Origin of the sequence: Mycolicibacter hiberniae (assembly GCF_010729485.1) — a bacterium.
In the GTDB taxonomy this organism is placed as follows: Bacteria; Actinomycetota; Actinomycetes; order Mycobacteriales; family Mycobacteriaceae; genus Mycobacterium; species Mycobacterium hiberniae.
This window is the reverse complement of record NZ_AP022609.1, coordinates 2,170,619-2,195,242: the sequence shown is the minus strand read 5'-3', so window position 1 is coordinate 2,195,242 and position 24,624 is coordinate 2,170,619. Positions and strand designations below refer to the sequence as shown.

28 protein-coding genes and 1 pseudogene are annotated in these 24,624 nt (G+C 69.1%); 23 read left to right on the top strand and 6 right to left on the bottom strand.

Translation table 11 applies throughout. The features are described 5' to 3' along the window. Positions 1–189: 189 nt before the first annotated feature. On the bottom strand, positions 190–1,386 hold the full coding sequence (locus tag G6N14_RS10350) for a PPE family protein (protein ID WP_085137742.1): 1,197 nt from the start codon (positions 1,384–1,386) through the stop codon (positions 190–192). Between the two features lie 36 nt (positions 1,387–1,422). Next, entirely contained in the window at positions 1,423–2,268 is an 846-nt protein-coding gene (locus G6N14_RS10345; protein ID WP_085137744.1) for a PE family protein, read from the bottom strand. Between the two features lie 329 nt (positions 2,269–2,597). Between G6N14_RS10345 and ffh the strand changes: the two genes are divergently transcribed. Both ffh and G6N14_RS10335 read left to right on the top strand, forming a co-directional pair. Beyond that, positions 2,598–4,166 carry a signal recognition particle protein gene (ffh, locus tag G6N14_RS10340; RefSeq protein ID WP_085137746.1) on the top strand — a complete coding sequence of 523 codons (1,569 nt, stop codon included), beginning with the start codon at positions 2,598–2,600 and terminating at the stop codon, positions 4,164–4,166. A 1-nt stretch (position 4,167) separates the two neighbouring features. Then, the gene (locus tag G6N14_RS10335; RefSeq protein ID WP_085137748.1) at positions 4,168–5,235 is read left to right on the top strand and encodes an amidohydrolase family protein; all 1,068 of its coding nucleotides are present in this window, start codon (positions 4,168–4,170) and stop codon (positions 5,233–5,235) included. A 12-nt stretch (positions 5,236–5,247) separates the two neighbouring features. Here G6N14_RS10335 and G6N14_RS10330 read toward each other — a convergent pair whose 3' ends face one another. Further along, positions 5,248–6,117 (bottom strand): D-alanyl-D-alanine carboxypeptidase family protein, encoded by an 870-nt coding sequence (locus G6N14_RS10330; protein ID WP_085137750.1) that lies wholly within the window; start codon positions 6,115–6,117, stop codon positions 5,248–5,250. A gap of 48 nt (positions 6,118–6,165) precedes the next feature. Between G6N14_RS10330 and G6N14_RS10325 the strand changes: the two genes are divergently transcribed. The 6 genes and pseudogenes from G6N14_RS10325 to G6N14_RS21470 form a co-directional block, all read left to right on the top strand. Continuing rightward, positions 6,166–6,585, top strand: a complete 420-nt coding sequence (locus G6N14_RS10325) for a nuclear transport factor 2 family protein (RefSeq protein WP_085130601.1) — start codon at positions 6,166–6,168, stop codon at positions 6,583–6,585. 169 nt (positions 6,586–6,754) lie between these two features. Further along, on the top strand, positions 6,755–7,246 hold the full coding sequence (gene rpsP / locus G6N14_RS10320; RefSeq protein WP_046319466.1) for a 30S ribosomal protein S16: 492 nt from the start codon (positions 6,755–6,757) through the stop codon (positions 7,244–7,246). Positions 7,247–7,254: 8 nt separating this feature from the next. Next, the gene (locus G6N14_RS10315) at positions 7,255–7,497 is read left to right on the top strand and encodes an RNA-binding protein (protein WP_019736217.1); all 243 of its coding nucleotides are present in this window, start codon (positions 7,255–7,257) and stop codon (positions 7,495–7,497) included. A gap of 11 nt (positions 7,498–7,508) precedes the next feature. Further along, positions 7,509–8,030, top strand: a complete 522-nt coding sequence (gene rimM / locus G6N14_RS10310) for a ribosome maturation factor RimM (RefSeq protein WP_085137752.1) — start codon at positions 7,509–7,511, stop codon at positions 8,028–8,030. Positions 8,031–8,037: 7 nt separating this feature from the next. Further along, positions 8,038–8,727, top strand: coding sequence for a tRNA (guanosine(37)-N1)-methyltransferase TrmD (gene trmD / locus G6N14_RS10305; protein ID WP_085137754.1), 690 nt, complete (start codon positions 8,038–8,040; stop codon positions 8,725–8,727). 50 nt (positions 8,728–8,777) lie between these two features. Continuing rightward, positions 8,778–9,011: pseudogene (locus tag G6N14_RS21470) on the top strand (gamma-glutamyl-gamma-aminobutyrate hydrolase family protein); the annotation flags it as partial. Here G6N14_RS21470 and G6N14_RS10295 read toward each other — a convergent pair. After that, complete coding sequence (locus tag G6N14_RS10295; RefSeq protein ID WP_085137756.1) at positions 8,946–9,842, bottom strand: serine hydrolase; 897 nt, start codon at positions 9,840–9,842, stop codon at positions 8,946–8,948. The pseudogene G6N14_RS21470 and the gene G6N14_RS10295 sit on opposite strands and share 66 nt — an antisense overlap. Positions 9,843–10,224: 382 nt before the next feature. Here G6N14_RS10295 and rplS point away from each other — a divergent pair, with 382 nt between their 5' ends. From rplS to G6N14_RS10235, 12 genes are all read left to right on the top strand, one after another. Then, positions 10,225–10,566, top strand: a complete 342-nt coding sequence (gene rplS / locus G6N14_RS10290) for a 50S ribosomal protein L19 (RefSeq protein WP_046320174.1) — start codon at positions 10,225–10,227, stop codon at positions 10,564–10,566. Between the two features lie 67 nt (positions 10,567–10,633). Then, the gene (gene lepB, locus G6N14_RS10285; protein WP_085137758.1) at positions 10,634–11,440 is read left to right on the top strand and encodes a signal peptidase I; all 807 of its coding nucleotides are present in this window, start codon (positions 10,634–10,636) and stop codon (positions 11,438–11,440) included. 2 nt (positions 11,441–11,442) lie between these two features. Continuing rightward, positions 11,443–12,156 carry a ribonuclease HII gene (locus tag G6N14_RS10280; protein WP_085130611.1) on the top strand — a complete coding sequence of 238 codons (714 nt, stop codon included), beginning with the start codon at positions 11,443–11,445 and terminating at the stop codon, positions 12,154–12,156. After that, positions 12,153–12,458, top strand: a complete 306-nt coding sequence (locus G6N14_RS10275) for a DUF2469 domain-containing protein (RefSeq protein WP_012393608.1) — start codon at positions 12,153–12,155, stop codon at positions 12,456–12,458. Before G6N14_RS10280 ends, G6N14_RS10275 begins: the two co-directional genes overlap by 4 nt. A 42-nt stretch (positions 12,459–12,500) precedes the next feature. Continuing rightward, on the top strand, positions 12,501–13,163 hold the full coding sequence (locus tag G6N14_RS10270) for a GNAT family N-acetyltransferase (RefSeq protein ID WP_085137759.1): 663 nt from the start codon (positions 12,501–12,503) through the stop codon (positions 13,161–13,163). A gap of 151 nt (positions 13,164–13,314) precedes the next feature. Then, positions 13,315–13,683 (top strand): YraN family protein, encoded by a 369-nt coding sequence (locus tag G6N14_RS10265; RefSeq protein ID WP_085137761.1) that lies wholly within the window; start codon positions 13,315–13,317, stop codon positions 13,681–13,683. Beyond that, the gene (locus tag G6N14_RS10260; protein WP_085137763.1) at positions 13,684–15,195 is read left to right on the top strand and encodes a YifB family Mg chelatase-like AAA ATPase; all 1,512 of its coding nucleotides are present in this window, start codon (positions 13,684–13,686) and stop codon (positions 15,193–15,195) included. It begins immediately after the preceding gene. Further along, positions 15,192–16,328 carry a DNA-processing protein DprA gene (dprA, locus tag G6N14_RS10255; protein WP_085137765.1) on the top strand — a complete coding sequence of 379 codons (1,137 nt, stop codon included), beginning with the start codon at positions 15,192–15,194 and terminating at the stop codon, positions 16,326–16,328. Before G6N14_RS10260 ends, dprA begins: the two co-directional genes overlap by 4 nt. A 41-nt stretch (positions 16,329–16,369) precedes the next feature. Then, positions 16,370–17,239: a siderophore-interacting protein gene (locus G6N14_RS10250; RefSeq protein ID WP_085137887.1), complete on the top strand. Its 870-nt coding sequence runs from the start codon at positions 16,370–16,372 to the stop codon at positions 17,237–17,239. 4 nt (positions 17,240–17,243) lie between these two features. Continuing rightward, positions 17,244–18,404: an alpha-hydroxy-acid oxidizing protein gene (locus tag G6N14_RS10245; protein WP_085130621.1), complete on the top strand. Its 1,161-nt coding sequence runs from the start codon at positions 17,244–17,246 to the stop codon at positions 18,402–18,404. 33 nt (positions 18,405–18,437) lie between these two features. Further along, positions 18,438–19,337, top strand: coding sequence for a tyrosine recombinase XerC (locus G6N14_RS10240; protein WP_085137767.1), 900 nt, complete (start codon positions 18,438–18,440; stop codon positions 19,335–19,337). After that, the gene (locus G6N14_RS10235) at positions 19,334–20,200 is read left to right on the top strand and encodes an alpha/beta fold hydrolase (RefSeq protein ID WP_085137769.1); all 867 of its coding nucleotides are present in this window, start codon (positions 19,334–19,336) and stop codon (positions 20,198–20,200) included. Before G6N14_RS10240 ends, G6N14_RS10235 begins: the two co-directional genes overlap by 4 nt. Here the strand turns inward: G6N14_RS10235 and G6N14_RS10230 are convergent. Then, a complete protein-coding gene (locus tag G6N14_RS10230) occupies positions 20,197–20,691 on the bottom strand; it encodes a M23 family metallopeptidase (RefSeq protein ID WP_085137771.1) in 495 nt (164 codons plus the stop codon). The genes G6N14_RS10235 and G6N14_RS10230 overlap by 4 nt on opposite strands. Before the next feature lie 237 nt (positions 20,692–20,928). Between G6N14_RS10230 and rpsB the strand changes: the two genes are divergently transcribed. The 3 genes from rpsB (at position 20,929) to G6N14_RS10215 (ending at position 24,145) form a co-directional block, all read left to right on the top strand. Further along, on the top strand, positions 20,929–21,756 hold the full coding sequence (gene rpsB / locus G6N14_RS10225) for a 30S ribosomal protein S2 (protein ID WP_046320154.1): 828 nt from the start codon (positions 20,929–20,931) through the stop codon (positions 21,754–21,756). Between the two features lie 15 nt (positions 21,757–21,771). Continuing rightward, positions 21,772–22,587, top strand: coding sequence for a translation elongation factor Ts (gene tsf / locus G6N14_RS10220; protein WP_085137772.1), 816 nt, complete (start codon positions 21,772–21,774; stop codon positions 22,585–22,587). A gap of 145 nt (positions 22,588–22,732) precedes the next feature. Next, positions 22,733–24,145, top strand: a complete 1,413-nt coding sequence (locus tag G6N14_RS10215; RefSeq protein WP_085137774.1) for an amidase — start codon at positions 22,733–22,735, stop codon at positions 24,143–24,145. 30 nt (positions 24,146–24,175) lie between these two features. Here the strand turns inward: G6N14_RS10215 and G6N14_RS10210 are convergent, their stop codons facing one another. Beyond that, positions 24,176–24,607, bottom strand: coding sequence for a MarR family winged helix-turn-helix transcriptional regulator (locus G6N14_RS10210; protein WP_085137776.1), 432 nt, complete (start codon positions 24,605–24,607; stop codon positions 24,176–24,178). Positions 24,608–24,624 lie beyond the last annotated feature (17 nt).

Genomic DNA, 24,624 nt, shown 5'->3' with positions numbered 1-24,624 from the left:
GCGTCATGGCCCCCGCACCGCAAGTGGCCCCCGCCAGTCCCCAGGCCTGCATTATCGGCCTCAACTGTGGATGCATCCGTTACCGGACTTGTCCAGGGGACCGGCGGAGGCCGGTCAAGCCTGCACCTGAGGTGCGGTTGGACAGTGACTCTCCCGCTGCTTCCAGCGATCAGGCCATCGCCCCGGTCGTTACGCAAACACCTGCTTGGGCATCACCGTAGGCTTCACGCCGTAGCGCGGCGTGCCGCCCGAGCCCAGGCCGCCGCGCCCACCGGCGCCCGCCGGGACCATTCCGGCAGGTGCCGCGTGCACCCCAGCCGCTTCGTCGGCGGCGGCGGTCCAACCCGAGCCGCCGAGCGCCGAGGCCTGAGAGCTGGCCGCTCCGGCTGCGGTCGACCAGTTGGCCGGCACCGACAATCCGCCCATGTTGGTGGCCTGTCCCAGGCCGGCCAGGACGGGAGCCCCGCCGGCAGCAGCCGCGCCCACCGGCGTAGTCATGCCTGCCAGAACCCCTGACCCCAAACCGGCTGCGAGGCCGTCGACGCCGGTGACGTCGGATGCCAGGGCGGCCGGGCCGGCAAGAGCGACCGTGTGGCCCAGCGATATCGCCGTCGGGATAGCGGTGGTGGTGAACCAGGCCGCGGTGTTCACGCCGCTGTTGATGATATTGGCGAAGAAGGGAGTGCCGAGAAACAGGTCGACCGCATTCGCCAGGTCGCCCGTCGCTTGGGCCGACCCCGCGAAGGGCGAGGCGAGCCCCGACAGCACACCCTGCAGCGAGCCGAGAGTGTGATTCAACTCCTGCTGGACCCCACCGGTGGCCGAGCCAGCAGTGGCAAGCGCCGCGCCGGCCAGGTTGCTGGTCTGGGGTGCCGGAGCCACCGGGGTGAGCGCCGAGGCGCTGGACGATGCGGTGGTGTAGCCGAGCATGGCCATGGTGTCCTGCGCCCACATCTCCAGATAGGCGGCTTCGGTGGCCAGAATCGCCGGGGTGTTGATGCCCAGGAAATTCGTCGCGACGAGGGCAGCCAGCTGTGCCCGATTCGCGGCGACCACCGGCGGAGGCACGACGGCCGCGCGGGCGGCTTCGAACGCTCCCGCTGAGGTCATCGCCTGCGAGCTGGCCTGGAAGGCGGCCGCCGCAGTGCTCTGCAGCCAGGTCAGATACGGCTCGACGGCGCTGACCATCGCTGCCGACGCAGGCCCGGTCCAGTCCTCGCCGACCAGCTCGGCGATCACCAATTGGGCCGATGCCGCCGCGGCCTCCAGCTCAGCGGCCAGGGTGCTCCACGCCCCTGCGGCCGACATCAGAGGTGCAGAACCTGCTCCGGTGTACATCCAGGTCGAGACGACCTCCGGGGGTAACGCTCCGAAATCAAAAGACATATACGTAATCCCATTCTCGTCGGTGGGGCAGGTTTGCTAAACGGCCTTGGGCTTGGGCATGACGGTGTGCTTGACGCCGTAGCGCGGGGCGCCGAACTTCCCGGCCGCATGGCCGGCTCCGGCGGCGGCCATGGCTGCCGGCACGGCCCCCATGACGGGCATGCCAGACATGCCGTGCGGGGCAGCCACGCTGCTCGCCGCCGCTGCCGCAGCCAAACGGCCGGGCCCGGCAGCGCTGGAGGCCGCCGAGGCTGCTGCGGTCTCAGCGGCCCAGGCGGGCGGTGCAGACAGGGCGCCGACGGTGGTGGCCTGTCCCATGCCGGCCGCCACGGGCAGCGCGCCCATCGGCGTCACCACGGGTGCTTCGTACCCCATGAGGCCCGCGGCGCCTTCGGCGGCGATCTCCTCCGGGAAGTCGAGCAGACCACCACCGGCCAGGCCCAGGACCGCCGAACCTGCCGAGGCCCAGTTGCCCACACCGATATTGCCGATGTTGGCCGCGTTGCTCGACAAGATGGAACTGCTGCCACTCTCCGGAACTCCGAGCAAGGTGTGCAAGATCCAGTCCATGACCGAGTCGGCCTGCGCGGTGGCCTGGTTGGTGGCCTCGGCGGTGTTGTATGCAGTGGCGTTGAGCCCGAGGACCTGCACCAACTGCTGGTGGACCGCTTGGGCCTGCTCGCTGACCGACTGGTAAAGCGTCCCGTAAGTCGTGAACACCGCGGCCTGCAGTGCCGACACCGGGTCCAAGCCGGCGGGGGCAATAACGGTGGTCGGGATCGCTGCGGCACTATTCTCAGTAGCCAGCGCTTCACCGATGCCTGCCAATTGCCCTGCAGCGTGCGTCATGGCTTCGGGGAGAGCTTTAACGAACGACGACATGCGTCCTCCTCGCAAGAGGCCGAATCGCTTTTGTTGAGCTATCGGCGGGCTGGCTTTCGATGGCCAAAGCTTGGCAGAAATCTGAGCTAAAGCGGTGGTCGGTAACGATTACTTAGCAGTTGAGTGTGAATCTTTAACCGATATCCATGGGGTGTGAATGCTCGGAAACAGCGGTTTAACGAATGGGAATCACGGCATTAACTGTGCGATTTATCTAACATTGCCGTTACAATTGGTCCGGCGGATCTGGAGCCGTCCCGGCCTCGGCGTGCACGGCTGTCTCCTTCGCCTGCCCACCCCCTGCGTAGGACCAGATATAGGCTGGCGGCGTGTTTGAATCGCTCTCCGACCGGTTGACCGGGGCCCTGCAGGGGCTGCGCAGCAAGGGGCGTCTGACCGACGCCGACATCGATGCCACCGCCCGGGAGATCCGGCTGGCCCTGCTGGAGGCCGATGTCTCGCTGCCGGTGGTGCGCGCGTTCATCGGGCGGATCAAGGAGCGTGCCAAAGGCGCTGAGGTCTCCGGTGCGCTCAACCCGGCTCAGCAGGTCGTCAAGATCGTCAATGAGGAGCTCATCGGCATCCTCGGCGGCCAGACCCGCCAGCTGGCGTTCGCCAAGACCCCGCCCACGGTCGTGATGCTGGCCGGCCTGCAGGGTGCGGGTAAGACCACGTTGGCCGGCAAACTGGCCACCTGGTTGCGCGGCCAGGGACACACCCCGCTGCTGGTGGCCTGCGATCTGCAACGCCCCGGGGCGGTCAACCAGCTGCAGGTCGTGGGGGAGCGCGCCGGGGTGGCGGTGTTCGCCCCACACCCGGGCACCTCGGTTGCCGGTGACACCGGTGCGCCCGGTGACCCGGTGGCCGTGGCCGCTGCCGGTCTGGCCGAAGCCAAGGCCAAGCACTTCGACGTGGTCGTCGTCGACACCGCCGGGCGCCTCGGCATCGACGAGGAGATGATGGCGCAGGCCGCCGCCATCCGCGATGCCGTGCAGCCCGACGAGGTGTTGTTCGTCCTGGACGCCATGATCGGCCAGGACGCGGTGAACACCGCCGAGGCGTTCCGCGAAGGCGTCGGCTTCACCGGGGTGGTGCTGACCAAACTCGACGGCGACGCCCGCGGTGGCGCGGCACTGTCGGTGCGCGAAGTCACCGGGGCGCCGATCCTGTTTGCGTCCACCGGCGAGAAGCTGGAGGACTTCGACGTCTTCCACCCCGACCGGATGGCCAGCCGGATCCTGGGTATGGGCGACGTGCTCAGCCTGATCGAGCAGGCCGAGCAGGTCTTCGACGCCCGCAAGGCCGAAGAGGCGGCCGCCAAGATCGGCTCCGGGGAGCTGACCCTGGAGGACTTCCTCGAGCAGATGCTGGCGATCCGCAAGATGGGTCCGATCGGCAACCTGCTGGGCATGTTGCCCGGCGCCGGCCAGATGAAGGACGCGCTGGCCGCCGTGGACGACAGCCACCTGGACCGTCTGCAGGCCATCATTCGCGGCATGACGCCCGCCGAGCGGGCCGACCCGAAGATCATCAACGCCTCCCGGCGGTTGCGCATCGCCAACGGGTCGGGTGTCACCGTTGCGGAGGTCAACCAGCTGGTCGACCGGTTCTTCGAGGCCCGCAAGATGATGTCGTCGATGATGGGCGGCCTGGGTCTGCCCGGCATGGGCCGCAAGAGCGCCACCCGTAAGGCAAAGGGCGGCAAGGGCAAAGCCGGTAAGAAGGGCAAGAACCGCGGCCCGACACCGCCGAAGGTACGCGGCCTGTTCGGCCCCGGCGGACCGGGCATGCCCGCCGGGTTCCCCGACCTGTCGCAGATGCCCGAGGGCCTCAACGAACTTCCGCCCGGGCTGGCCGACTTCGACCTGTCCAAGTTGAACTTCCCGGGCCAGAAGTAGCTTGGCGCTGCACGTACGGGGCCGTGGGCTGCCCGACGAAGAACCGGTGCAGTTCTGGATCGTCAACGGCACCATCAGCCTTGAGCCGGTCGACGGCGCCGAGACGGTCTTCTCCGACGGCTGGATCATCCCGGGCCTGGTCGACGCGCACTGTCACGTCGGCATCGGGCCCGGAGGTCCGGTGGACGTCGGCGAGGCGGTGCGCCAGGCGGAGGCCGAGCGCCGGGCCGGTGTCCTGCTGATCCGTGACGCGGGTTCACCGGTGGACACCCGCGGATTCGACGACCGTGGCGACCTGCCGCGGATCATCCGCGCCGGCCAGCACCTCGCCCGGACCAAGCGCTACATTCCCGGCTTGCCGATCAACGTTGACGACGAGGATCAGCTCCCCGAAGCCGTTGCTGCCCAAGCCGTTCGTGGCGACGGCTGGGTGAAGTTGGTGGGCGACTGGATCGACCGGGCGGTGGGCGACCTGGCGCCACTGTGGTCCGACGAGGTGCTGAAGTCGGCCATCGAGGCCGCGCACGCCCACGGCGCACGGGTCACCGCGCACGTCTTCGGCGAGGACGCGCTACCGGGATTGATCAACGCCGGGATCGACTGCATCGAGCACGGCACCGGGATCACCGACGACATCATCGCGATGATGTTGGACCACGGCACCGCGCTGGTGCCGACACTGATCAACATCGACAATTTCCCCGGCATCGCCGACTCGGCGGCCAAGTACCCGACCTACGCCGCGCACATACGCGCCTTGCACGCCAGCTTTCGATCGCGCATCGGTGCGGCGCGGGAGGCCGGCGTGCCCGTCTACGCCGGCACCGATGCCGGTGGCATGGTGGCCCACGGCCGGATCGCCGATGAGGTCAACGCCCTGACCGGGGTGGGTCTGAGCCGAACCGAGGCGCTGGGCGCGGCATGCTGGGACGCCCGGCGGTGGCTGGGGGCACCGGGGCTGGAGCACGGGGCACCGGCCGATCTGGTGTGTTTCGCCGACGACCCGCGCAGCGGCCCCGAAGTGCTCAGGCGTCCCGATGTGGTGATGCTGCGCGGCCGGCTGTATTAGCGGCGCTGCCGACTACAGGCTGCCGACACCCGAGGTGGGGGACTGCGCGAAGCCCCAGTCCAGCAGCGCCTGCGCCTGGTCCCAGTAGGTGGGGCCGCCCTCGCGGATCAATCCGTACATCAGTGCGACCACCAGCCGGCGGCCGTCGCGGGCCGCTCCGCCGACATAGGTTTTGCGGGCGGCGTCGGTAAAGCCGGTCTTGCCGCCGAACGCCCCGGGATAGCGGGCCAGCAGTTCGTTCATGTTCACGATCGGACGCTCCCCGGAGTCGGTGGGGAAGGCCGCCGCGGGCTGCGCCGTGATCTCGGCGAAGACCGGTTGGGCCATCGCTGCCCGGAAGATGACCGCCAAGTCATGCGGGGTGCTCGCTCCCGGACCACCGGGGCCGTCCAGCCCAGAGGGGGTGCTGGCATGGGTGGCCGTCGCGCCGACCGCAGCGGCCTTCGCGTTCATCTTCGCCACCGCTTCCTCGGGACCCCCGAGCATGTCCGCCAGTGCGTTGGCGGCGTCGTTGCCCGACACCAGAAGCAGGCCTTCGAGCAGTTGACGCGCGGTGTAGCTGCGGCCGGGCCTGACTCCGACACAGTTGCACTCCACCTGGGTGTCGGCCACGGTCGCCACGGTGGTGTCCTCGAGGTTCAACTCGTCGAGGGCGACCAATGCCAGCAAGACCTTGATTGTGCTTGCCGGAGGTGTCACGGCGTAGCCGTTCTGCTCGGCGAGCACCTGGCCGGAGTCCAGGTCGGCGATGAGCCAGTTCGGTGCCGGGCCGGCCGGCACCGGTGCCGAGCCGACGGGCTGCGCGGTATCGGCGTGGGCGGTGAGCGCGGGAGCGGCGAACACCGTCGCGAAAGCCGCGATTGCGGCCAGGATTTTCCGCATGGCGGCATACCTTACCGGCCCCGACCGGCCGCAGTGTTGAATCGGGGGATGCTGAGCCAACAGGAAATTTCGGACCGTTGGGAGATCCAGCAACTGCTGGTCGACTACTCGACCGCGATCGACACCGGAAACTTCGACGGTCTGGACGCCGTCTTCACCCCCGACGCCTACATCGACTACCGGGCGTTCGGTGGCATCGAGGGACGCTTCCCGGAGGTCAAGGCCTGGCTGACCGAGGTTCTGCCCAATTTCGCCGGCTACTCCCACATGCTCGGCCTGCCGGCCATCCAGGTCGACGGTGACACCGCCACCGCGCGGACCTTCTGCTTCAACCCGATGGTGTTCCGCGCGGACAACGACCCCACCATGCTGTTGGGCTTGTGGTACGACGATGCGTTCGTCCGTACCGCCGACGGCTGGCGGATGAGCCGGCGCTCCGAGACCAAGTGCTTCCAGAAGATGCCCTGAGGCGATTTCTGCTGACCGCCGTGCTTCTGGCACAATGGAGCGCTGTCCGCCCTGCGACGCGATCCTGTCGGGTTTCCGCGTGGCGTGACACCAACACGCGAGGCAAAACCGGATGTGGGCAATCCCGCCCGCATCGCTGAATTGCAGCGTGATATCGCAGGAGTTATTCATGGCTGTCAAGATCAAGCTCACCCGCCTCGGCAAGATCCGCAATCCGCAGTACCGCATCGCGATTGCCGACGCGCGCTCCCGCCGGGACGGCCGCGCCATCGAGGTCATCGGTCGCTACCACCCGAAGGAAGAGCCGAGCCTGATCGAGATCGACTCGGAGCGCGCCCAGTACTGGCTGTCGGTCGGTGCCCAGCCCACCGAGCCCGTGCTCAAGCTGCTGAAGATCACCGGTGACTGGCAGAAGTTCAAGGGCCTGCCCGGCGCCGAGGGCCGCCTGAAGGTCAAGCCGGCCAAGCCGAGCAAGCTCGAGTTGTTCAACGCCGCGCTGGCCGAGGCCGAGGGTGGTCCGACCACCGAGGCCACCACCGCCAAGAAGAAGAAGGCACCGGCCAAGAAGGCAGCCGACAAGGCTGAGGAAAAGGCTGAGGCTCCTGCCGAGGCTGCCGAGGCCCCCGCTGCCGAGGCCGCCGAGTCGGCCGGCGAGAGCTGACCGCGGCTATGAGTGCCGTGGTGGCAGACGCCGTCGAGCATTTGGTGCGCGGCATCGTCGACAACCCGGATGACGTGCGGGTCGACATGGTGACCAACCGCCGTGGCCGTACCGTCGAGGTGCACGTGCATCCCGACGACCTGGGCAAGGTGATCGGTCGGGGCGGTCGCACCGCCACTGCGTTGCGCACCCTCGTCGCCGGTATCGGCGGACGCGGCATCCGCGTGGACGTGGTGGACACCGACCGGTAGCAGGCCGGCTCATGGAGCTGACAGTCGGCCGGGTGGTCAAGGCCCACGGCATCAGCGGCGAACTCGTCGTCGAGGTTCGCACCGACGACCCCGAGCTGCGATTCGCTCCGGGCGCCACGCTGCATGCCCGTAAGTCCGGTGCGCCGCAACGCGACTACGTCGTGGAAGCGGCGCGTCCGCACGGCGCACGCATGTTGCTGCGGCTGGTCGGGGTCGGTGATCGTGACGGTGCCGACGCGTTGCGCGGCAGCCTGTTCGTGGTCGACACCGCGGAGCTGCCGCCGATCACCGAGCCGGACACCTTCTACGACCACCAGCTCGAGGGGCTGGCGGTCCGCGACACGGCGGGGGAGCCGGTGGGCACCGTCACCGAGGTCTTGCACACCGCCGCCGGCGAGCTGCTCGCCATCAAGCGGACCGACGGCCGGGAACTGCTGGTGCCGTTCGTCGCCGCGTTCGTGCCGACGGTGTCGCTGGCCGAGCAGACGCTGGTGATCGACCCGCCTGAGGGTCTGCTCGACCTGGAGGGATAGGCGCGGCGTGAAAGTTGACGTCCTGACGATCTTCCCGTCGTATCTCGATCCGATCCGGCAGTCGTTGCCCGGCAAGGCCATCGAGACCGGCCTGGTGGAGCTGGGGGTGCACGATCTGCGGCGCTGGACTCACGACGTCCACCGCTCAGTCGACGACGCCCCCTACGGTGGCGGCCCCGGAATGGTGATGAAGGCGCCGGTCTGGGGTGAAGCGCTGGACGAAATCTGTTCGGAGCAGACGCTGCTCATCGTTCCGACCCCGGCGGGACGACTGTTCGACCAGGCCACCGCGCAGCGCTGGAGCCTGGAGCAGCATCTGGTGTTCGCCTGCGGCCGCTATGAGGGCATCGATCAGCGGGTTGCCGATGATGCGGCCCGGCGGATGCGGGTTGAAGAGGTGTCGATCGGCGATTACGTGCTGGCCGGCGGCGAGCCCGCGGTCCTGGTGATGCTGGAGGCGGTGCTGCGGCTGATGCCCGGGGTGCTGGGCAATCCGGCTTCACAACGCGACGATTCGCATTCCCCGGATCGCGCCGGGCTGTTGGAGGGGCCGAGCTACACCCGCCCGCCGAGCTGGCGCGGCCTGGAAGTACCCGAGGTCCTGCTCTCCGGTGACCACGCCCGGATCAATGCGTGGCGCCACGAGGCCGCCGTGGCACGGACCCGCGAACGCCGTCCGGATCTGCTGGACCCGTAGCAGACGCGCTGGGCCTAAACGGCGACCCGCTGCGCCCGGCTTCGCCGCGCTTGCGATCGCGGAGGCCCCCACGGCGACCCGCTGCGCCCGGCTTCGCCGCGCTTGCGATCGCGGAGGCCCCCACGGCGACCCGCTGCGCCCGGCTTCGCCGCGCTTGCGATCGCGGAGGCCCCCACGGCGACCCGCTGCGCCCGGCTTCGCCGCGCTTGCGATCGCCTTTAGATCCGCCCGCCCGGGAAAATGGTCTTGACGGCTTCGGTGATCGTGTTGCGCGCCGTGGCATCGTCGCTGGGCTGCAGCGCCTCGACGACCACGATGTAGCGCCGGTCCGGTCCGACCACGCCGGTCGACAGGTGCATCCAGTTATTGCCGATGCAGCACATCCAGCCTTGCTTCACCGCCACCGGCTCTTCGTAGAGACCCTCTGGAATCCCGAACCGCTGCGGGTAGCCGTCGAGCCCGCTCGGGGTGGACAGTGCGAGGTTGCTCAGGATGAGGCTGGCCTGGGCCGGGGGCAGGCCGCCGGAGCCGTTGAGCAGCATGTCGTAGTAACGCGCCAGATCCGGTGCCGTGCTGATGGTGTTCCACCAGGCGCCGTTCGACGGCGGCGAGGTGCCGGCCAGTCCATAGCGGGCGGCCACCCGTGTGATGATCGCGTTGCGCCCGTTCTCGTTCCAGAACGTCTCGGCGGCCCCGTCGTCAGAGGCGCGCAGCATGGAATCCAGCGCGGCCCGGTCGTCGGCCGACAGGCCGCCTTCCGGCTGGTGCAGCAGCAGGTCGTCGGCGATGAACAGCTTGGCGACCGAGGCGGTGGCGATCGGGCGGGTGTTGCCGTTGGTGACCAGCTGGTGGGTGATCCGGTCCAGCACGGCCACCGAGATGTTGGCGCCGACCTTGGCGGCGTCGTCGGTGGCCTCCTGCATGCGCGCCGCGAGTCCGTCGACCACCGCGGCCGGCGGAATCGCCGGCGCCCGAGGCACGTCGATCATGGTGGCCACCGGGGCCACCTCAGGCGCGCTGTACGGCGTCGGCCGCACCGCGTCGGCGCCATAGACCTTCTCGTCGCAGCCGAACACGACCGTGGAGATCACCATGACGACGGTCAGCAGGAGCATCGATGGCCGCACGGCTGGTAGGCCTCCTTGACGCGTAATGACACCGACATCGGGTTGCGGGCTTGCCACACTGCTGCCATCGGCCCGGCGGATAGGTTACCGCGTGGACGTTCGGCGCGCGCAGTTCGGTCGCCTTCAGAATTATCACGGTTACGGTGGTTCGGCGCACAACGACCAGCGGTGATTTGCGCGATTTCACTGGTTGCGCCGCGTCTGGCACAATTGAGCAGTTGTCGCCCGTTGGTTCTGCAGCGGGGTCCTGGCGTCCCGGTCTCCGCACGGTGCGACAATATGCCCGAACCCATCGGCTCGGTAGCCGTCCGTATGCGCACGAAGCGCGCGGTCGGTCCGCAGCCGCGACCTGCGAGGAAGTGTTTCCGCAATGAACACGCTGGACATCGTCGACAAGGCGTCGCTGCGCGACGACATCCCGGCCTTCGCCCCCGGCGACACGGTCAACGTGCACGTGAAGGTGATCGAGGGCTCCAAGGAGCGCATCCAGGTGTTCAAGGGTGTGGTCATCCGCCGGCAGGGCGGCGGCGTTCGCGAGACGTTCACCGTCCGCAAGGAGAGCTACGGCGTCGGTGTGGAGCGGACCTTCCCGGTGCACTCGCCCAACGTCGACCACATCGACGTCCTGGTCCGCGGCGACGTCCGGCGCGCCAAGCTGTACTACCTGCGTGAGCTGCGCGGCAAGAAGGCCAAGATCAAGGAAAAGCGCTGATCTTGCCCGCGCGGGGCTTTCTCCGGTCGGTCAAGGGCACCGCTGACGCGGTCATTACGCTGATCTCGTGACCGAAACCACGGGTCCGTCACCCGAGAGTTCTCCCGAGGCAGCTGAAGCAGCCGAGGACGGCAAGCACAGCGCACTGCGCGAGTCGGTGGTGCTGATCGCGATCGCGCTGGTGCTGTACTACCTGACGCTGACCTTCGTAGCGCGTCCCTACCTGATTCCCTCGGAGTCGATGGAGCCGACGCTGCACGGCTGCCACGGCTGCGTCGGTGACCGCATCATGGTGGACAAGGTCACCTACCGGTTCACCACCCCGGAGCCGGGCGACGTCGTCGTGTTCCGCGGGCCCCCGTCATGGAACGTGGGCTACAAATCGATCCGATCGAGCAACACACCGGTGCGCTGGGTCCAGAACGCGCTGTCCTTCATCGGATTCGTGCCGCCGGATGAGAACGACTTGGTCAAGCGGGTTATTGCGGTGGGCGGTCAGACCGTCCAGTGCCGCAACGACACCGGTCTGACCGTCGATGGCAAGCCGCTCCACGAGCCCTACCTGAACCCGGCCACCCTCATGGTCGACCCGATGGTCTATCCCTGCCTGGGCAACGAGTTCGGTCCGGTGACCGTTCCCGAGGGGCGGTTGTGGGTGATGGGTGACAACCGCACCCATTCGTCGGACTCGCGTGCGCACTGTGACTCCGTGCAGGCGCAGCCCGACATGCAGCGCCGGATCCTGTGCACCGGAGACGACGTCGATGCCGGCACCGTGCCAGTGGCCAACGTGATCGGTAAGACCAGGTTCATCGCCTGGCCGCCGTCGCGCTGGGGACTGGTCCGAGCGACGAACCCGCAGCAGGATCCCTAACCATGGCTCCGGCCTGGCCACCGCGCCCGGTGATCCGTCGCTCGCCGGGGCTGCGCACACTGGAGTCGGCGCTGTACCGCAGTGGGCTCGGTCCGGTCGCCGGTGTCGATGAGGTGGGTCGGGGCGCCTGTGCCGGTCCGCTGGTGGTGGCCGCCTGCGTGCTCGGGCCGGGCAAGCCTGCGGCACTGGCAGCGCTCGACGACTCCAAGAAGCTCACCGAAAAGGCCCGCGAACAGCTGTTTCCGCTGATCTGCAGGTACGCGCTGGCCTACCACGTGGTGTTCATCGAACCCGCCGACGTCGACGCGCGTGGGGTGCATGTGGCCAATATCGAGGGAATGCGCCGCGCGGTGGCGGGCCTGGCGTTGCGACCGGGCTATGTGCTCTCCGACGGGTTCCGGGTGCCGGGGCTGCCGATGCCCTCGCTTCCGGTGATCGGGGGCGACGGTGCCGCGGCGTGCATCGCTGCGGCGAGCGTGCTGGCCAAGGTCAGCCGGGACCGGTACATGGCCACCCTGGATGCCGACCATCCCGGTTATGGATTCGCCGAGCACAAGGGGTATTCCACTGCGGCGCACACCGCGGCGCTGGCAGCGTTGGGACCGTGTAGCCAGCATCGTTTCTCGTACGTCAACGTGCGGAACGTGGCGATGGCCGGCGCAGCGGCGACTGGGACAATGGGGACGAACCGAGCAGAAGGACGGCTGAGCAGATGAGTGCCGAAGATCTCGAAAAGTACGAAACCGAGATGGAACTCTCGCTGTACCGCGAATACAAGGACATCGTGGGGCAGTTCAGTTACGTCGTGGAGACCGAACGGCGCTTCTACCTGGCCAACAGCGTCGAGATGGTGCCGCGCAACGCCGACGGCGAGGTGTATTTCGAGCTTCGACTGGCCGACGCCTGGGTCTGGGACATGTACCGGCCCGCCCGGTTCGTCAAGCAGGTGCGGGTGGTCACCTTCAAAGACGTCAACATCGAAGAGGTCGAAAAGCCCGAGCTGCGGCTTCCGGAGTAAACACCGCAGCGGTCCCGCCGAGTTGGGTCTACGCTGACTCGCATGACCGCTGTCGACCGTGCCGTCTCCCGCCGCGAAATCACAGACGCCCTGCTCAAGGCGATGGAGCGCCGCCACGAAGTGCTCGATGTGATCGTCGAATCCGACGACCGCAGTTCGGCCGTGCAGGCCATCGCGGAGCTGCTCGGCGTCTCGCCGCTGGGCTGCGAAGCGGTCATCGGCATGTGCTTGGACCAGCTGACCAAGGACTCGCGGAGCCGGATCGCCGACGAACTCGACGACCTCAACAACGAGCTGACGTTCATCCTCGGAGACCGGCCGGCGAGTTCTTCGGACTCCCTCCAGCTGCGGCCGTTCGGTGGCGACGATCGCGACATCTTCGCCTTGCGCACCGCCGACGTCGGCGCCAGCGGAGACGGGTTCGGCGGTCCGGCCGGCGGTCTGGACGACGAGATCAACTCGGGCTTGTCGCGGGTCGACGACGAGGACGCCGCCTGGCTCGTCGCCGTCGCCGGTGGGCAGAAGGTGGGCATGGTCTTCGGCGACCTGCACCACAACGAGGTCAATGTGCGGATCTGGATCCACCCCGAGCATCGCAAGAAGGGTTACGGCACCGCCGCGTTGCGCCGTGCCCGCAGCGAGATGGCCGCCTACTTTCCCGGCGTACCGCTGATCGTGCGCGCACCGGGAGCCCACGCCGGATAAGCCGGCCGATGCGCCGCCCGGTCGCCCTACCGACGAGGGCCCTGCTCGTCGCTGTGGATGAAGCCGGCACTGGGGATAACCGCGGCTGAGACAGCGGATTTGGCATCCGGCGGGCTCGACGCTGTCGGGGTGTCGACCCACCCTGACCGCCATGACAACCAGAACTCGCGCCGCGCTGGGGGCGCTCGGAGAACAAGCTGCCGTCGACTACCTGATCGGCCAGGGGTGGTCGATTCTGGCCCGCAACTGGCGCTGCAGGTATGGCGAACTCGATATCGTCGCACACCATCCTGCGGCGCGCGCTGTGGTCTTCATCGAGGTGAAAACCCGCAGCGGTGACGGCTTCGGCGGGCTGGCCTACGCCGTGCCGCCGGAGAAGGTGCGCAGGCTGCGCCGGCTGGCCGGCGTCTGGATGGTGGGCCAGCCATACCGGTGGGAAGCGGTCCGCCTCGACGTGATCAGGGTGCGGGTCGGGCCGGGCAACGGAGCGCAGATCACCCATCTGCAGGGGGTGTGCTGAATGGCGCTGGGACGGGCGTTCTCGGTCGCGGTGCGCGGCCTGCACGGGCTGATCGTGGAGATCGAAGCGGACATCACCTCGGGGCTGCCCGGGGTGCACCTGGTGGGCCTGCCCGACGCCGCGCTGCAGGAGTCACGCGATCGCGTGCGGGCGGCGATCACCAACAGCGGCCAGCGTTGGCCCGCGGCCCGGCTCACCCTGGCGCTCTCGCCGGCGACGCTGCCCAAGATGGGCTCCGTCTACGACGTCGCGCTGGCCGCGGCGGTGCTCGCCGCGGAACGCAAAACATCGTGGTCACTGCTGGACAAGACCGTACTTCTCGGGGAACTCGCGCTCGACGGGCGAGTGCGGCCGGTCCACGGGGTGCTGCCGGCGGTGCTGGCCGCCAAAAACGACGGCTGGGCTGCTGCGGTGGTCCCGGTGGACAACCTCGCCGAAGCCAGCCTGGTGGACGGCATCGATGTCTACGGCGTGGCGACGCTGCGCCAACTCTACGGCTGGCTGCGGGGGGCGGCACGGCTGCGGGAACGCGTCGCCACGGCGACTCCGGTGGCCGAGCCGGCCGCCGACCTCGCCGACGTGGTCGGTCAGGCCCAGGCCCGGTTCGCCGTCGAGGTGGCTGCCGCCGGCTCGCATCATCTGCTGCTGACCGGGCCGCCCGGAGTCGGGAAAACCATGCTGGCCCAACGTCTTCCCGGCCTGCTGCCACCTTTGACCGAAAGCGAGTCGCTGGAGGTCACCGCCGTCCACTCAGTTGCAGGCATGCTGTCGGACAGCGCACCGCTGATCACCCGGCCGCCCTTCATCGCGCCGCACCACAGCTCAAGCGTCGCGGCACTGGTGGGAGGGGGCTCCGGCATGGCTCGGCCCGGCGCGGTGAGCCGTGCGCATCGAGGGGTGCTGTTCCTCGACGAGTGTGCCGAGATCCGGGTCAGCGCTTTGGAAGCGCTGCGAACACCGTTGGAAGACGGCGAGATCAGGCTCGCCCGGCGCGACGGAGTGGCCTGCTATCCGGCTCGCTTCCAATTGGTCATGGCGGCCAATCCGTGCCCGTGCGCACCGGCCGATCCCCGGGACTGCACCTGCAAGGCGATGGAGAAGCGGCGCTACCTCGGCCGGTTGTCGGGTCCGCTGCTGGATCGGGTCGATCTGCGGGTGGAGATGCATCCGGTCCGGGCGGGTGCGTTCTCGGCCGACGACGGGGAGTCGACGGCGGCGGTGCGGGCGCGGGTGGCCCACGCGCGTGCCGCGGCCGCCCAGCGCTGGGGACCGCACGGCTTTCGCACCAACGCCGAGGTCAGTGGGGCGTTGCTGCGACGCAGGTTTCGGCTCAGCAGCCAGGCGATGGAGCCGTTGCGCACGGCGCTCGACCGCGGGCTGCTGTCGATCCGGGGGGCAAACCGCACCCTGCGGGTCGCGTGGACCCTGAGCGATCTGGCGGGGCGGACCGTGCCCGGGCCCAACGAGGTCTGCGCCGCCCTGAGCTTTCGTCAGCCGGGCCGGGGCCGATGAGCACCGCGGGCGCCGTGCCGCGGGCCTGGGCATACCTGTCCCGGGTCGCTGAGCCACCGCGCGCGGACCTGGCGGCATTGGTCGGCCGGGTCGGCCCGGTCGAGGCGGCAGAGCGGATCCGTCGTGGCGCGGTCGAACCGGAACTGGCCCGGCACAGCGAGTTCCGGCGTGATCTCGATATCGCCTCCGAGGATCTGGAGGTGCTGGCCCGGCGCGGAGGCCGCCTGATCACCCCGGACGACGACGAGTGGCCGACGCTCGCGTTTGCCGCATTCCGCGGCGCCGGCGTCCCGGCTACCCCGGACTGCCGGTCGCCGCTGGTGCTGTGGGCGGTGGGCCCGGCCCGCCTCGAGACCGTCGCGGAGCGGGCCGTGGCGATCGTCGGAACCCGAGCGGCAACGTCCTATGGGGAAGCGGTGGCCGCGGACCTGGCCGCCGGAATGGCCGAACGCGGCGTCGCGGTGGTGTCCGGCGGCGCGTATGGAATCGACGGGGCAGCCCACCGCGCCGCGCTGGCCGCGGACGGAACGACGCTGGCGGTACTGGCCGGGGGAGTCGACATCGCCTATCCGGCAGGTCATTCCGCGTTGCTGCAGCGGATCGGTGCGGCCGGTCTGCTGGTCACCGAATACCCACCCGGGGTCCGCCCTGCCCGCTACCGGTTTCTGACCCGTAACCGCCTGGTGGCGGCTCTGGCCGGACCGACGGTGGTGGTGGAGGCCGGGATACGCAGCGGCGCGGCCAATACCGCCGCGTGGGCACGGCGGCTGGGCCGGCCGGTTGCCGCGGTTCCCGGGCCGGTCACGAGCGGGGCCTCAGCAGGCTGTCACGTGCTGCTGCGCGGCGGTGCCGAGGTGGTGACCCGGGCCGGTGACGTGATCGAGCTGGCGGGCCGCGTCGGCGAGCTGGCCGAGGATCCGCCCCGGCCGGTCACGCCGCTGGACGGCCTCAGCGCCGACCAGCGTCAGGTCTATGAGGCGTTGCCCGGCCGCGGTGTGGTCACCGTCGATCAGGTCGCCAAAACAGCCGGGCTGGCCCCGGCGCAGGTGCTCGCGCCGCTGGCGATGCTGGAGCTCGCCGGTCTGGTGCAACGGCGCGACGGCAGCTGGGGGATCGTCCGCGGCCGCCGGTAGCTCGTATAGTCGGCTGGGGCAGGCCGATGAACGGAGGCAGCGTGGCGGGGCGACCGGTTCACACTTTCGAAGTTGTCCGAACCGAACATGCTTCGGCACACATGATTCGAGTGGTTTTGGGCGGCAGTGGGTTTGACACATTTACGCCCAGCGTTTTCACAGATTCGTACGTCAAGGTGCTCTTTGTGCGCCATGAGGTCGACGTGGACGCGCTCCCGCGCCCGTTGACGCTGGACAGCTTCGACCGCCTGCCCGAGGAGCACCGCCCCGTGATCCGCACCCTGACGGTGCGGCGGGCCGATTCGCTGAGCCGGGAAATCGCCATCGATGTCTCGGTGCACGGTGACCACGGTGTGGTCGGCCCGTGGGCCCGCAGTGCGCAGCCCGGCGATGCGGTGTACCTGATGGGTCCCAATGGCGCCTACGCGCCCGACCCCAGCGCCGACTGGCACCTGCTGGCCGGTGACGAGAGTGCTCTGCCGGCGATCTCCGCGGCGCTGGAGGCCCTGCCGGCCGGTGCGGTCGGCAAGGCGTTCATCGAAGTGGCCGGCCCCGAAGACGAGATCGTGTTGGATGCGCCGGAAGGAGTCGAGCTCATCTGGCTGCACCGGGGCGCACGTGCCGACCTGGTGGGCCAGGAACGGGCCGGGGACAACGACCCGCTGATCGAGGCGGTCACCACCGCCGCGTGGCTGCCGGGCCGGGTTCAGGTCTTCATCCACGGCGAGGCCCAGGCGGTCATGCACAACCTTCGGCCCTATATCCGCAAGGAGCGCGGGGTCGACGCCAAGTGGGCGTCGATCTCCGGTTACTGGCGGCGTGGGCGCACCGAGGAGACCTTCCGGCAGTGGAAGAAGGAACTCGCCGCCGCAGAAGCTGCCGAGGCCGCCGGCGCAGAGCGCAGGGCCTGAGGCCATGGCATTCGGGGACTACCAGTTCGAGATCTACCTGCAGGGCCTGGCCGGGGTGTTGCCGTCGCTTCCGATGACCTACACCGAGTTGGAGGCCAAAGCTGCTGCTGCACTTTCCCCCTCGGTGTGGTCCTATGTGGCCGGGGGCGCTGGTGACGAGCGCACTCAGCGAGCCAACGTCGCGGCTTTCGACAAGTGGGGGCTCATACCGCGGATGTTCGTCGGCGCCGCCGAGCGGGACTTGTCCGTCGAGATGTTCGGACTGCGGTTGCCGGCGCCGGTCTTCATGGCTCCGATCGGCGTCATCGGCATCTGTGCCCAGGACGGACACGGTGACCTGGCCAGTGCGCGCGCGGCGGCCGCTACCGGCGTGCCGATGATGGTGTCCACCCTGACCGCCGACCCGCTTGAGGACGTCGCCGCCGAATTCGGGGATACCCCGGGTTTTTTCCAGCTGTATACCCCCAAGGACCGGGAGCTGGCCGCCAGTCTGGTGCAGCGCGCTCAGGGCGCGGGCTACCGGGCGATCGTCGTCACCCTTGATACGTGGGTTCCGGGCTGGCGACCGCGGGATCTGGCCACCTCGAACTTCCCGCAGCTGCGGGGTCACTGCCTGGCCAACTACTTCTCCGACCCGGTGTTCCGCGCAAGCCTGGCCCAGCCGCCGGAGGAGAACCCGCAAGCCGCGATCCTGTCCTGGGTGCAGACCTTCGGCAATCCGCTGACCTGGGCTGACCTGCCGTGGCTGCGGTCCTTGACCGACCTGCCGCTGATCGTCAAGGGCATCTGTCACCCAGACGACGTGCGGCGCGCCCGCGACGGCGGTGTGGACGGCGTGTACTGCTCCACGCACGGCGGTCGTCAGGCCAACGGGGGACTACCCGCCCTGGACTGCCTGCCCGATGTGGTGGCGGCCGCCGACGGGATGCCGGTGCTCTTCGATTCGGGCGTCCGAACCGGCGCCGACATCATCAAGGCCCTGGCGCTGGGGGCGACCGCGGTCGGCATCGGCCGGCCCTATGCCTATGGACTGGCGCTGGGCGGGACCGCCGGAATCGTGCACGTGCTGCGCTCGCTGCTGGCCGAGGCCGACCTCATCATGGCGGTGGACGGGTATCCGTCACGGGTTGATCTCACCCCGGAAACGTTGCGGCGCGTCACCTGAGGCTGCGGGCAACCGGTCTGAGAGCGTGGCCCGGTGGACGCGATTCTCGATGAGTTCGACCAGTACCTGGCTTTGGAGCGGGGCCGGTCGGACCACACCCGGCGCGCCTACCTCGGCGACCTGCGATCGCTGTTCGGGTTTCTCGCCGAACGCGGACATAGTCGCATCGATGAGCTGAGCCTTCCGCTGCTGCGCAGCTGGCTGGCCACGCAGGCCGGCGCCGGCGCCGCCCGCAGCACGCTGGCACGGCGCACGTCGACGGTCAAGACCTTCACCGCCTGGGCGGCGCGCCGCGGACTGCTGACATCGGATCCCGGGGCTCGTCTGCAGCTGCCGAAATCCCACCGCACACTGCCGGCGGTGCTGCGCCGCGACCAGGCTCAAGAAGTGATGGATGCCGCGAAATCCGGTGCACAACAAGAAGATCCGCTAGCGTTACGGGACAGATTGATCACCGAGTTGCTCTACGCCACAGCGGTACGGGTCAGCGAACTGTGCGGACTCGACATCGATGACGTGGACAGCTCCCGTCGGGTGCTGCGGGTCGTGGGCAAAGGCAACAAGCAACGGACCGTTCCGTTCGGGGAGCCCGCCGCCGAAGCCCTGCAGGCGTGGCTCGGGCGCGGGCGACCGCCGCTGGCGACCGCCGAATCCGGCCCGGCGCTGCTGCTCGGCGCCCGCGGCGGGCGCCTTGATCCCCGCCAGGCCCGCACCGTGGTGCACCAGACCGTCGCCGCGGTGGGTGGCACACCAGACATGGGTCCCCACGGCCTGCGCCATACCGCGGCCACGCACCTGCTGGAGGGCGGGGCAGACCTGCGGATCGTGCAGGAACTGCTCGGGCACTCCAGCCTGGCCACCACCCAGCTCTACACCCATGTCACGGTTGCCCGGCTGCGTGCCGTGCACGATCAGGCCCATCCGCGAGCGTGACCGTGCGGGAATTCGTCGACCTCCCCTCAGCGCGGGTCTCCTACCTCGACTTCCGCCCCGACGACCCGCCGGCCGGCACCGTGGTGCTGCTGCACGGCGGCGGGACCGACAACGCGGCGCTGTCCTGGGGTGCTGTCGGACCGCGGCTGGCCGCCGGCGGCTTTCGGGTCGTCGCGCCCGATCATCCGGGTTGCGGTGCCAGTCCGCTGCCCGACTGGCGGGTGACGCAGCAACGGCTGGTGGCCTACGTCGGGGAGTTCGTCGACGCGCTCGGCCTGGACCGCTACGCCATCGGCGGCCTGTCGCTGGGCGGGGGACTGACCATCGGCCATGTGCTGGCACGGCCGCAACGCGTCGCCGGGGCGGTGCTGCTGGACAGTTATGGGTTGATGCCGCGGCTGCCCGGCGGGCGACAGGTGCTGGCTTGGGCGATGCAGCGCACCGGTGCGCTCGACCTGGCCACCCGCGCGATGGCGACCAACAGTGCGGCCTTGGCCTGGAGCCTCAAATCCCTGATCCGCGACCCGGCGCAACGCACCCCGGAGCTGGTCGCGGAGATCGTCGCGGCAGCCCGCCAGCCCGGGTTCACCGCTTTCGAGCAATGGCAGCGCAATGAGATGTTGTGGAACCGGTTGAGAACCGACTACACCAAGCGACTGGCGGACATCGCGCGGCCGGTGCTGATCGTGCACGGCGACCGGGATGTCGGCGTGCCGGTGGCGCGTGCGCGCGCGGCCGCTGCGCTGATCCCGCACGCCGAGTTGAAAGTCATCGCCGGTGCCGGCCATTGGGTCCAACGGGACCAGCCCGAGGCCGTCGTTGCCGTGATGACCGATTTTCTGCGCCGGGTGCTGGCGTCCTAGCCGCTCGACAGCGGCTTGAGCCGAATCGGCGTCGAGGCCAGCAACCCCAGCGGGTCGACGTAGTCGGCGCGCGACGCCGGACCCCACATCGCGCCCCAATGCAGGCAGGCCGGCGCGGCGCAGCCCGGATGGCCGGGCTCCACCGTGCCGAGCACCGATCCCGCGGCCAGCAGCTGCCCGGCCCGCACCTTTGCCGAAACCGGCTGGTAGCTGGTGCGCAGCCCGCCGGGATGGTCCAGCGACACCACCGGCTGTCCACCGGACCGCCCGGCGAACACCACTGTCGCGGCCCCCGGGGCGTACACCGGCTGGCCCGGCTCGGCGGCCAGGTCCACGCCCCGGTGACCGCGCCGCCAGTCCGGGCGAGGTGCGTCGAACGGCCGCGCCACCGCCGGGCGCGGTCGCAGCGGCCAATCCAGCCGGATCGGGCTGCCCACAGCCGGCGGGGCGAGCAGTAAGCTGGCGGCCAGTAACAACGCCGCAAATCGCATGCCCCCAGTGCACTCCGGCGGCCCCGAAACCGGCCAGTCACCGCTGTGGACAAAGCACCTGTTGGGACGGTGTAAACTCGGCTACGCAGTTCGCGTCAAGCGGACTGACTTCGCGTGTCTGCACCACAATCGGATGCCGGATGGTCCCCGACAGGGGTCCGGTATCTCAGCAGGCACCAGGGCCCGGCCTCACCCGACGCCGGGCGACAACCGACACTAAGAAAGCTGGATACAGCCATGGCCGTAGTGACCATGAAGCAGCTGCTCGACAGCGGCGCCCACTTCGGGCATCAGACCCGTCGTTGGAACCCCAAGATGAAGCGGTTCATCTTCACCGACCGCAACGGCATCTACATCATCGACTTGCAGCAGACGCTGACGTACATCGACAAGGCGTACGAGTTCGTCAAGGAGACCGTCGCCCACGGCGGTTCGATAATGTTCGTCGGCACCAAGAAGCAGGCGCAGGAGTCGGTCGCGGCCGAGGCCACCCGGGTCGGGATGCCCTACGTCAACCAGCGCTGGCTGGGCGGCATGCTCACCAACTTCTCCACCGTGCACAAGCGTCTGCAGCGCCTCAAGGAGCTCGAGGCCATGGAGCAGACCGGCGGTTTCGAGGGACGCACCAAGAAGGAAATCTTGATGCTGACCCGCGAGAAGAACAAGCTGGAGCGCAGCCTCGGCGGTATCCGCGACATGGCCAAGGTGCCCTCGGCCATCTGGGTCGTCGACACCAACAAGGAGCACATCGCCGTCGGCGAGGCCCGCAAGCTGGGCATCCCGGTCATCGCGATCCTGGACACCAACTGCGACCCCGACCTCGTCGACTACCCGATCCCGGGCAATGACGACGCGATCCGCTCGGCGGCTCTGCTGACCAAGGTCATCGCTTCCGCGGTGGCCGAGGGGCTGCAGGCCCGGGCAGGTCAGGGCAACGGTGCGGGCAAGGCTGAGGCCGACGCGGTTGAGCCGCTGGCCGAGTGGGAGCAGGAGTTGCTGGCCGGCGCCACCACCTCTGCACCCGACGCCGCCGCCGGCGCCGACACCACCACCGACGCATCGTAGGAAAGGCACACCACAGTGGCGAACTACACCGCTGCCGACGTCAAGCGGCTTCGGGAACTCACCGGCTCAGGCATGATGGACTGCAAGAATGCGCTGGCCGAGAGCGACGGCGACTTCGACAAGGCCGTCGAGGTGCTGCGCATCAAGGGCGCCAAGGACGTCGGCAAGCGCGCTGAGCGCGCCACCGCCGAAGGCCTGGTCGCCGCCAAGGACGGCGCCCTGATCGAGTTGAACTCCGAGACCGATTTCGTCGCCAAGAACGCCGAGTTCCAGGCGCTGGCCGAGGAGGTCGTGACCGCGGCCGCCGCGGCCAAGACCGACGACGTCGAGGTGCTCAAGGCCGCCAAGGCCGGCGACCGCACCGTCGGCGAGGCGATCGAGGCGCTGTCGGCCAAGATCGGCGAGAAGCTCGAGCTGCGCCGGGTCGCCTACTTCGACGGCAACGTGGAGACCTACCTGCACAAGCGGGCCTCCGACCTGCCGCCGGCCGTGGGCGTCCTGGTCGAGTACGAGGGCTCCAACACCGAGGCGGCACACGCCGTGGCGCTGCAGATCGCCGCGCTCAAGGCCAAGTACCTCACGCGTGACGACGTTCCCGCCGACCTGGTCGCCAACGAGCGCCGGATCGCCGAGGAGACGGCAAAGGAGGAGGGCAAGCCCGAGGCTGCCCTGCCCAAGATCGTCGAGGGCCGGGTCACCGGCTTCTTCAAGGACGTCGTGCTGCTGGAGCAGTCCTCGGTGTCGGACTCCAAGAAGAGCGTCAAGGCGCTGCTGGAAGAGGCAGGCGTGACCGTGACCCGCTTCGTGCGGTTCGAGGTCGGCCAGGCCTGATTTTCGGCCGTAGGAAAATCGCCGCCACGCCCGTTTCCGGGCATGGCGGCGATTTTCGTTGGGGCATAAGCACATCCGGCCGCCGGAGCCGGGGGAGTGCCGAGTCGGCACAGCGTCGCCCGGCCCGTCGGCTAGTGTCACCGGCATGCAACTTGTGCACGCCTTCGGCGACGACGCGCTCGGCAACTCCGACGCGCTCGGTCTGGTCGAACGACTCCAATCGGGCGAGGTATCGCCCGTCGAACTCGCCGAGGCCGCTATCGCGCGCGCCGAAGCGGTCAATCCCGAACTCAACGCATTGGCCTACCGGGCGTTCGACCAGGCCCGCGATGCCGCCAAACGGGGTGGTTCGGGGCGCTTCCAGGGTGTGCCGACGTTCGTCAAGGACAACGTCGACGTCGCCGGAATGCCGACCATGCAGGGCACCGACGCCTGGCAGCCGCACCCCGCCGCAGCCGACGGCGACTTCGCCAAGCTGTACCGCAACACCGGTCTGATCGCCCTGGGCAAAACACAGCTGAGCGAGTTCGGATTCAGCGCCTCGGCCGAGCATCCCCGGCTCGGCGCGGTACGCAACCCGTGGAACACCGACTACACGGCCGGGGCATCGTCATCGGGGTCGGCGGCATTCGTCGCCGCCGGCGTGGTGCCGATCGCCCATGCCAACGACGGCGGCGGGTCCATCCGCATCCCGGCGGCCTGCAACGGCCTGGTCGGGCTCAAGCCGTCGCGGGGCCGGCTGCCGCTGGACAAGGACCTGCGCGCCATGCCGCTGCGGATCGTCTTCAACGGGGTGGTGACGCGTTCGGTTCGGGACACGGCAGCCTTTTACGCAGAGGCCGAACGGATCTCGCGCAACACCGGGCTGGCGCCGATCGGTGACGTCCGGGGGCCGAGCACCCAGCGTCTGAGGGTCGCGGTGACCGCCCAGTCGATCGCCCGGGAGACGTCGCCGGAGATGCGCGAGCTCACCTTGAAGACCGCCGCGCTGCTCGAGGAACTCGGCCACCATGTCGAATACCTGGACCAGCCGCCGGTCCCGGCGAGCTTCGCCGATGACTTCCTGCTCTACTGGGCATTCCTGTCCACGGCCCTGGTCAAGGGCGGCCGACGGATGTTCGGCCCCAGCTTCGACCGCACCCGGCTGGACAATTTGACGCTGGGACTGGATCGCCATGCCACCCGCCAGCTGTACCGGCTGCCCCTGGCGGTCGCCCGGTTGGCCTCGGTACGCCGGCGGCACACCTCGCGGCTGTACGGCGACTACGACGTTGCGCTCACCCCGACGCTCGCCCATGAAACACCGAGGGTGGGGCACCTGGACCCCACCGCGGACTACGAGCAGATCATCGACCGGCTGATGGCCTGGGTGACGTTCACTCCGCTGCAGAACGTGACCGGTGAGCCGGCGATCTCCTTGCCGCTGGCCGAGTCCGCTGCCGGGTTGCCGGTGGGCATGATGTTCAGTGCCCCGGTCGGGCAGGACGCGCGCCTGCTGGAGCTGGCCTATGAGCTCGAGGCCGCCAAACCCTGGCACACGATCGCCGAACGCGCCTGAGCGGCGACCGCAAGCGCGGGGGCGCCGCCATCAACCCGGCGAGCACTCCGCGCCGATCCGCTCCAGCATCTCCCGCAGCCGGTGCTGCTCGGATGTGCTCAACGCGGCCAGAACCCGGCCGTCGGCGACGCGCACGGCTTGTTGTGCCTCGGTCAGCAAATCTTGGCCGGCCTCGGTCAGCGTCGCCGGCAGCGCGCGACCGAAAGGCACCGAATCCGGGCGGCTCACCGCTCCCCGGTTCTCCAACCGATGCAGCACGGTGTTCATCGCCTGTGGGGTGACTCCGGCGTGGCGGGCCAGTTCGGCACTGGACAGCCCGGGGCGCAGCGACAACATCCGCATGCAGGCGAACTCCGGCAGCGTGAGCCCCAGCGGTCCCAGTACTGCGGTCACCTGCGGGCGCAGCGCTGAGCTGGCCCGATACAGCAGGTATCCCAGCGGGGCGCTGTCCACGTCGATCATGTCAAATATCCTGACAT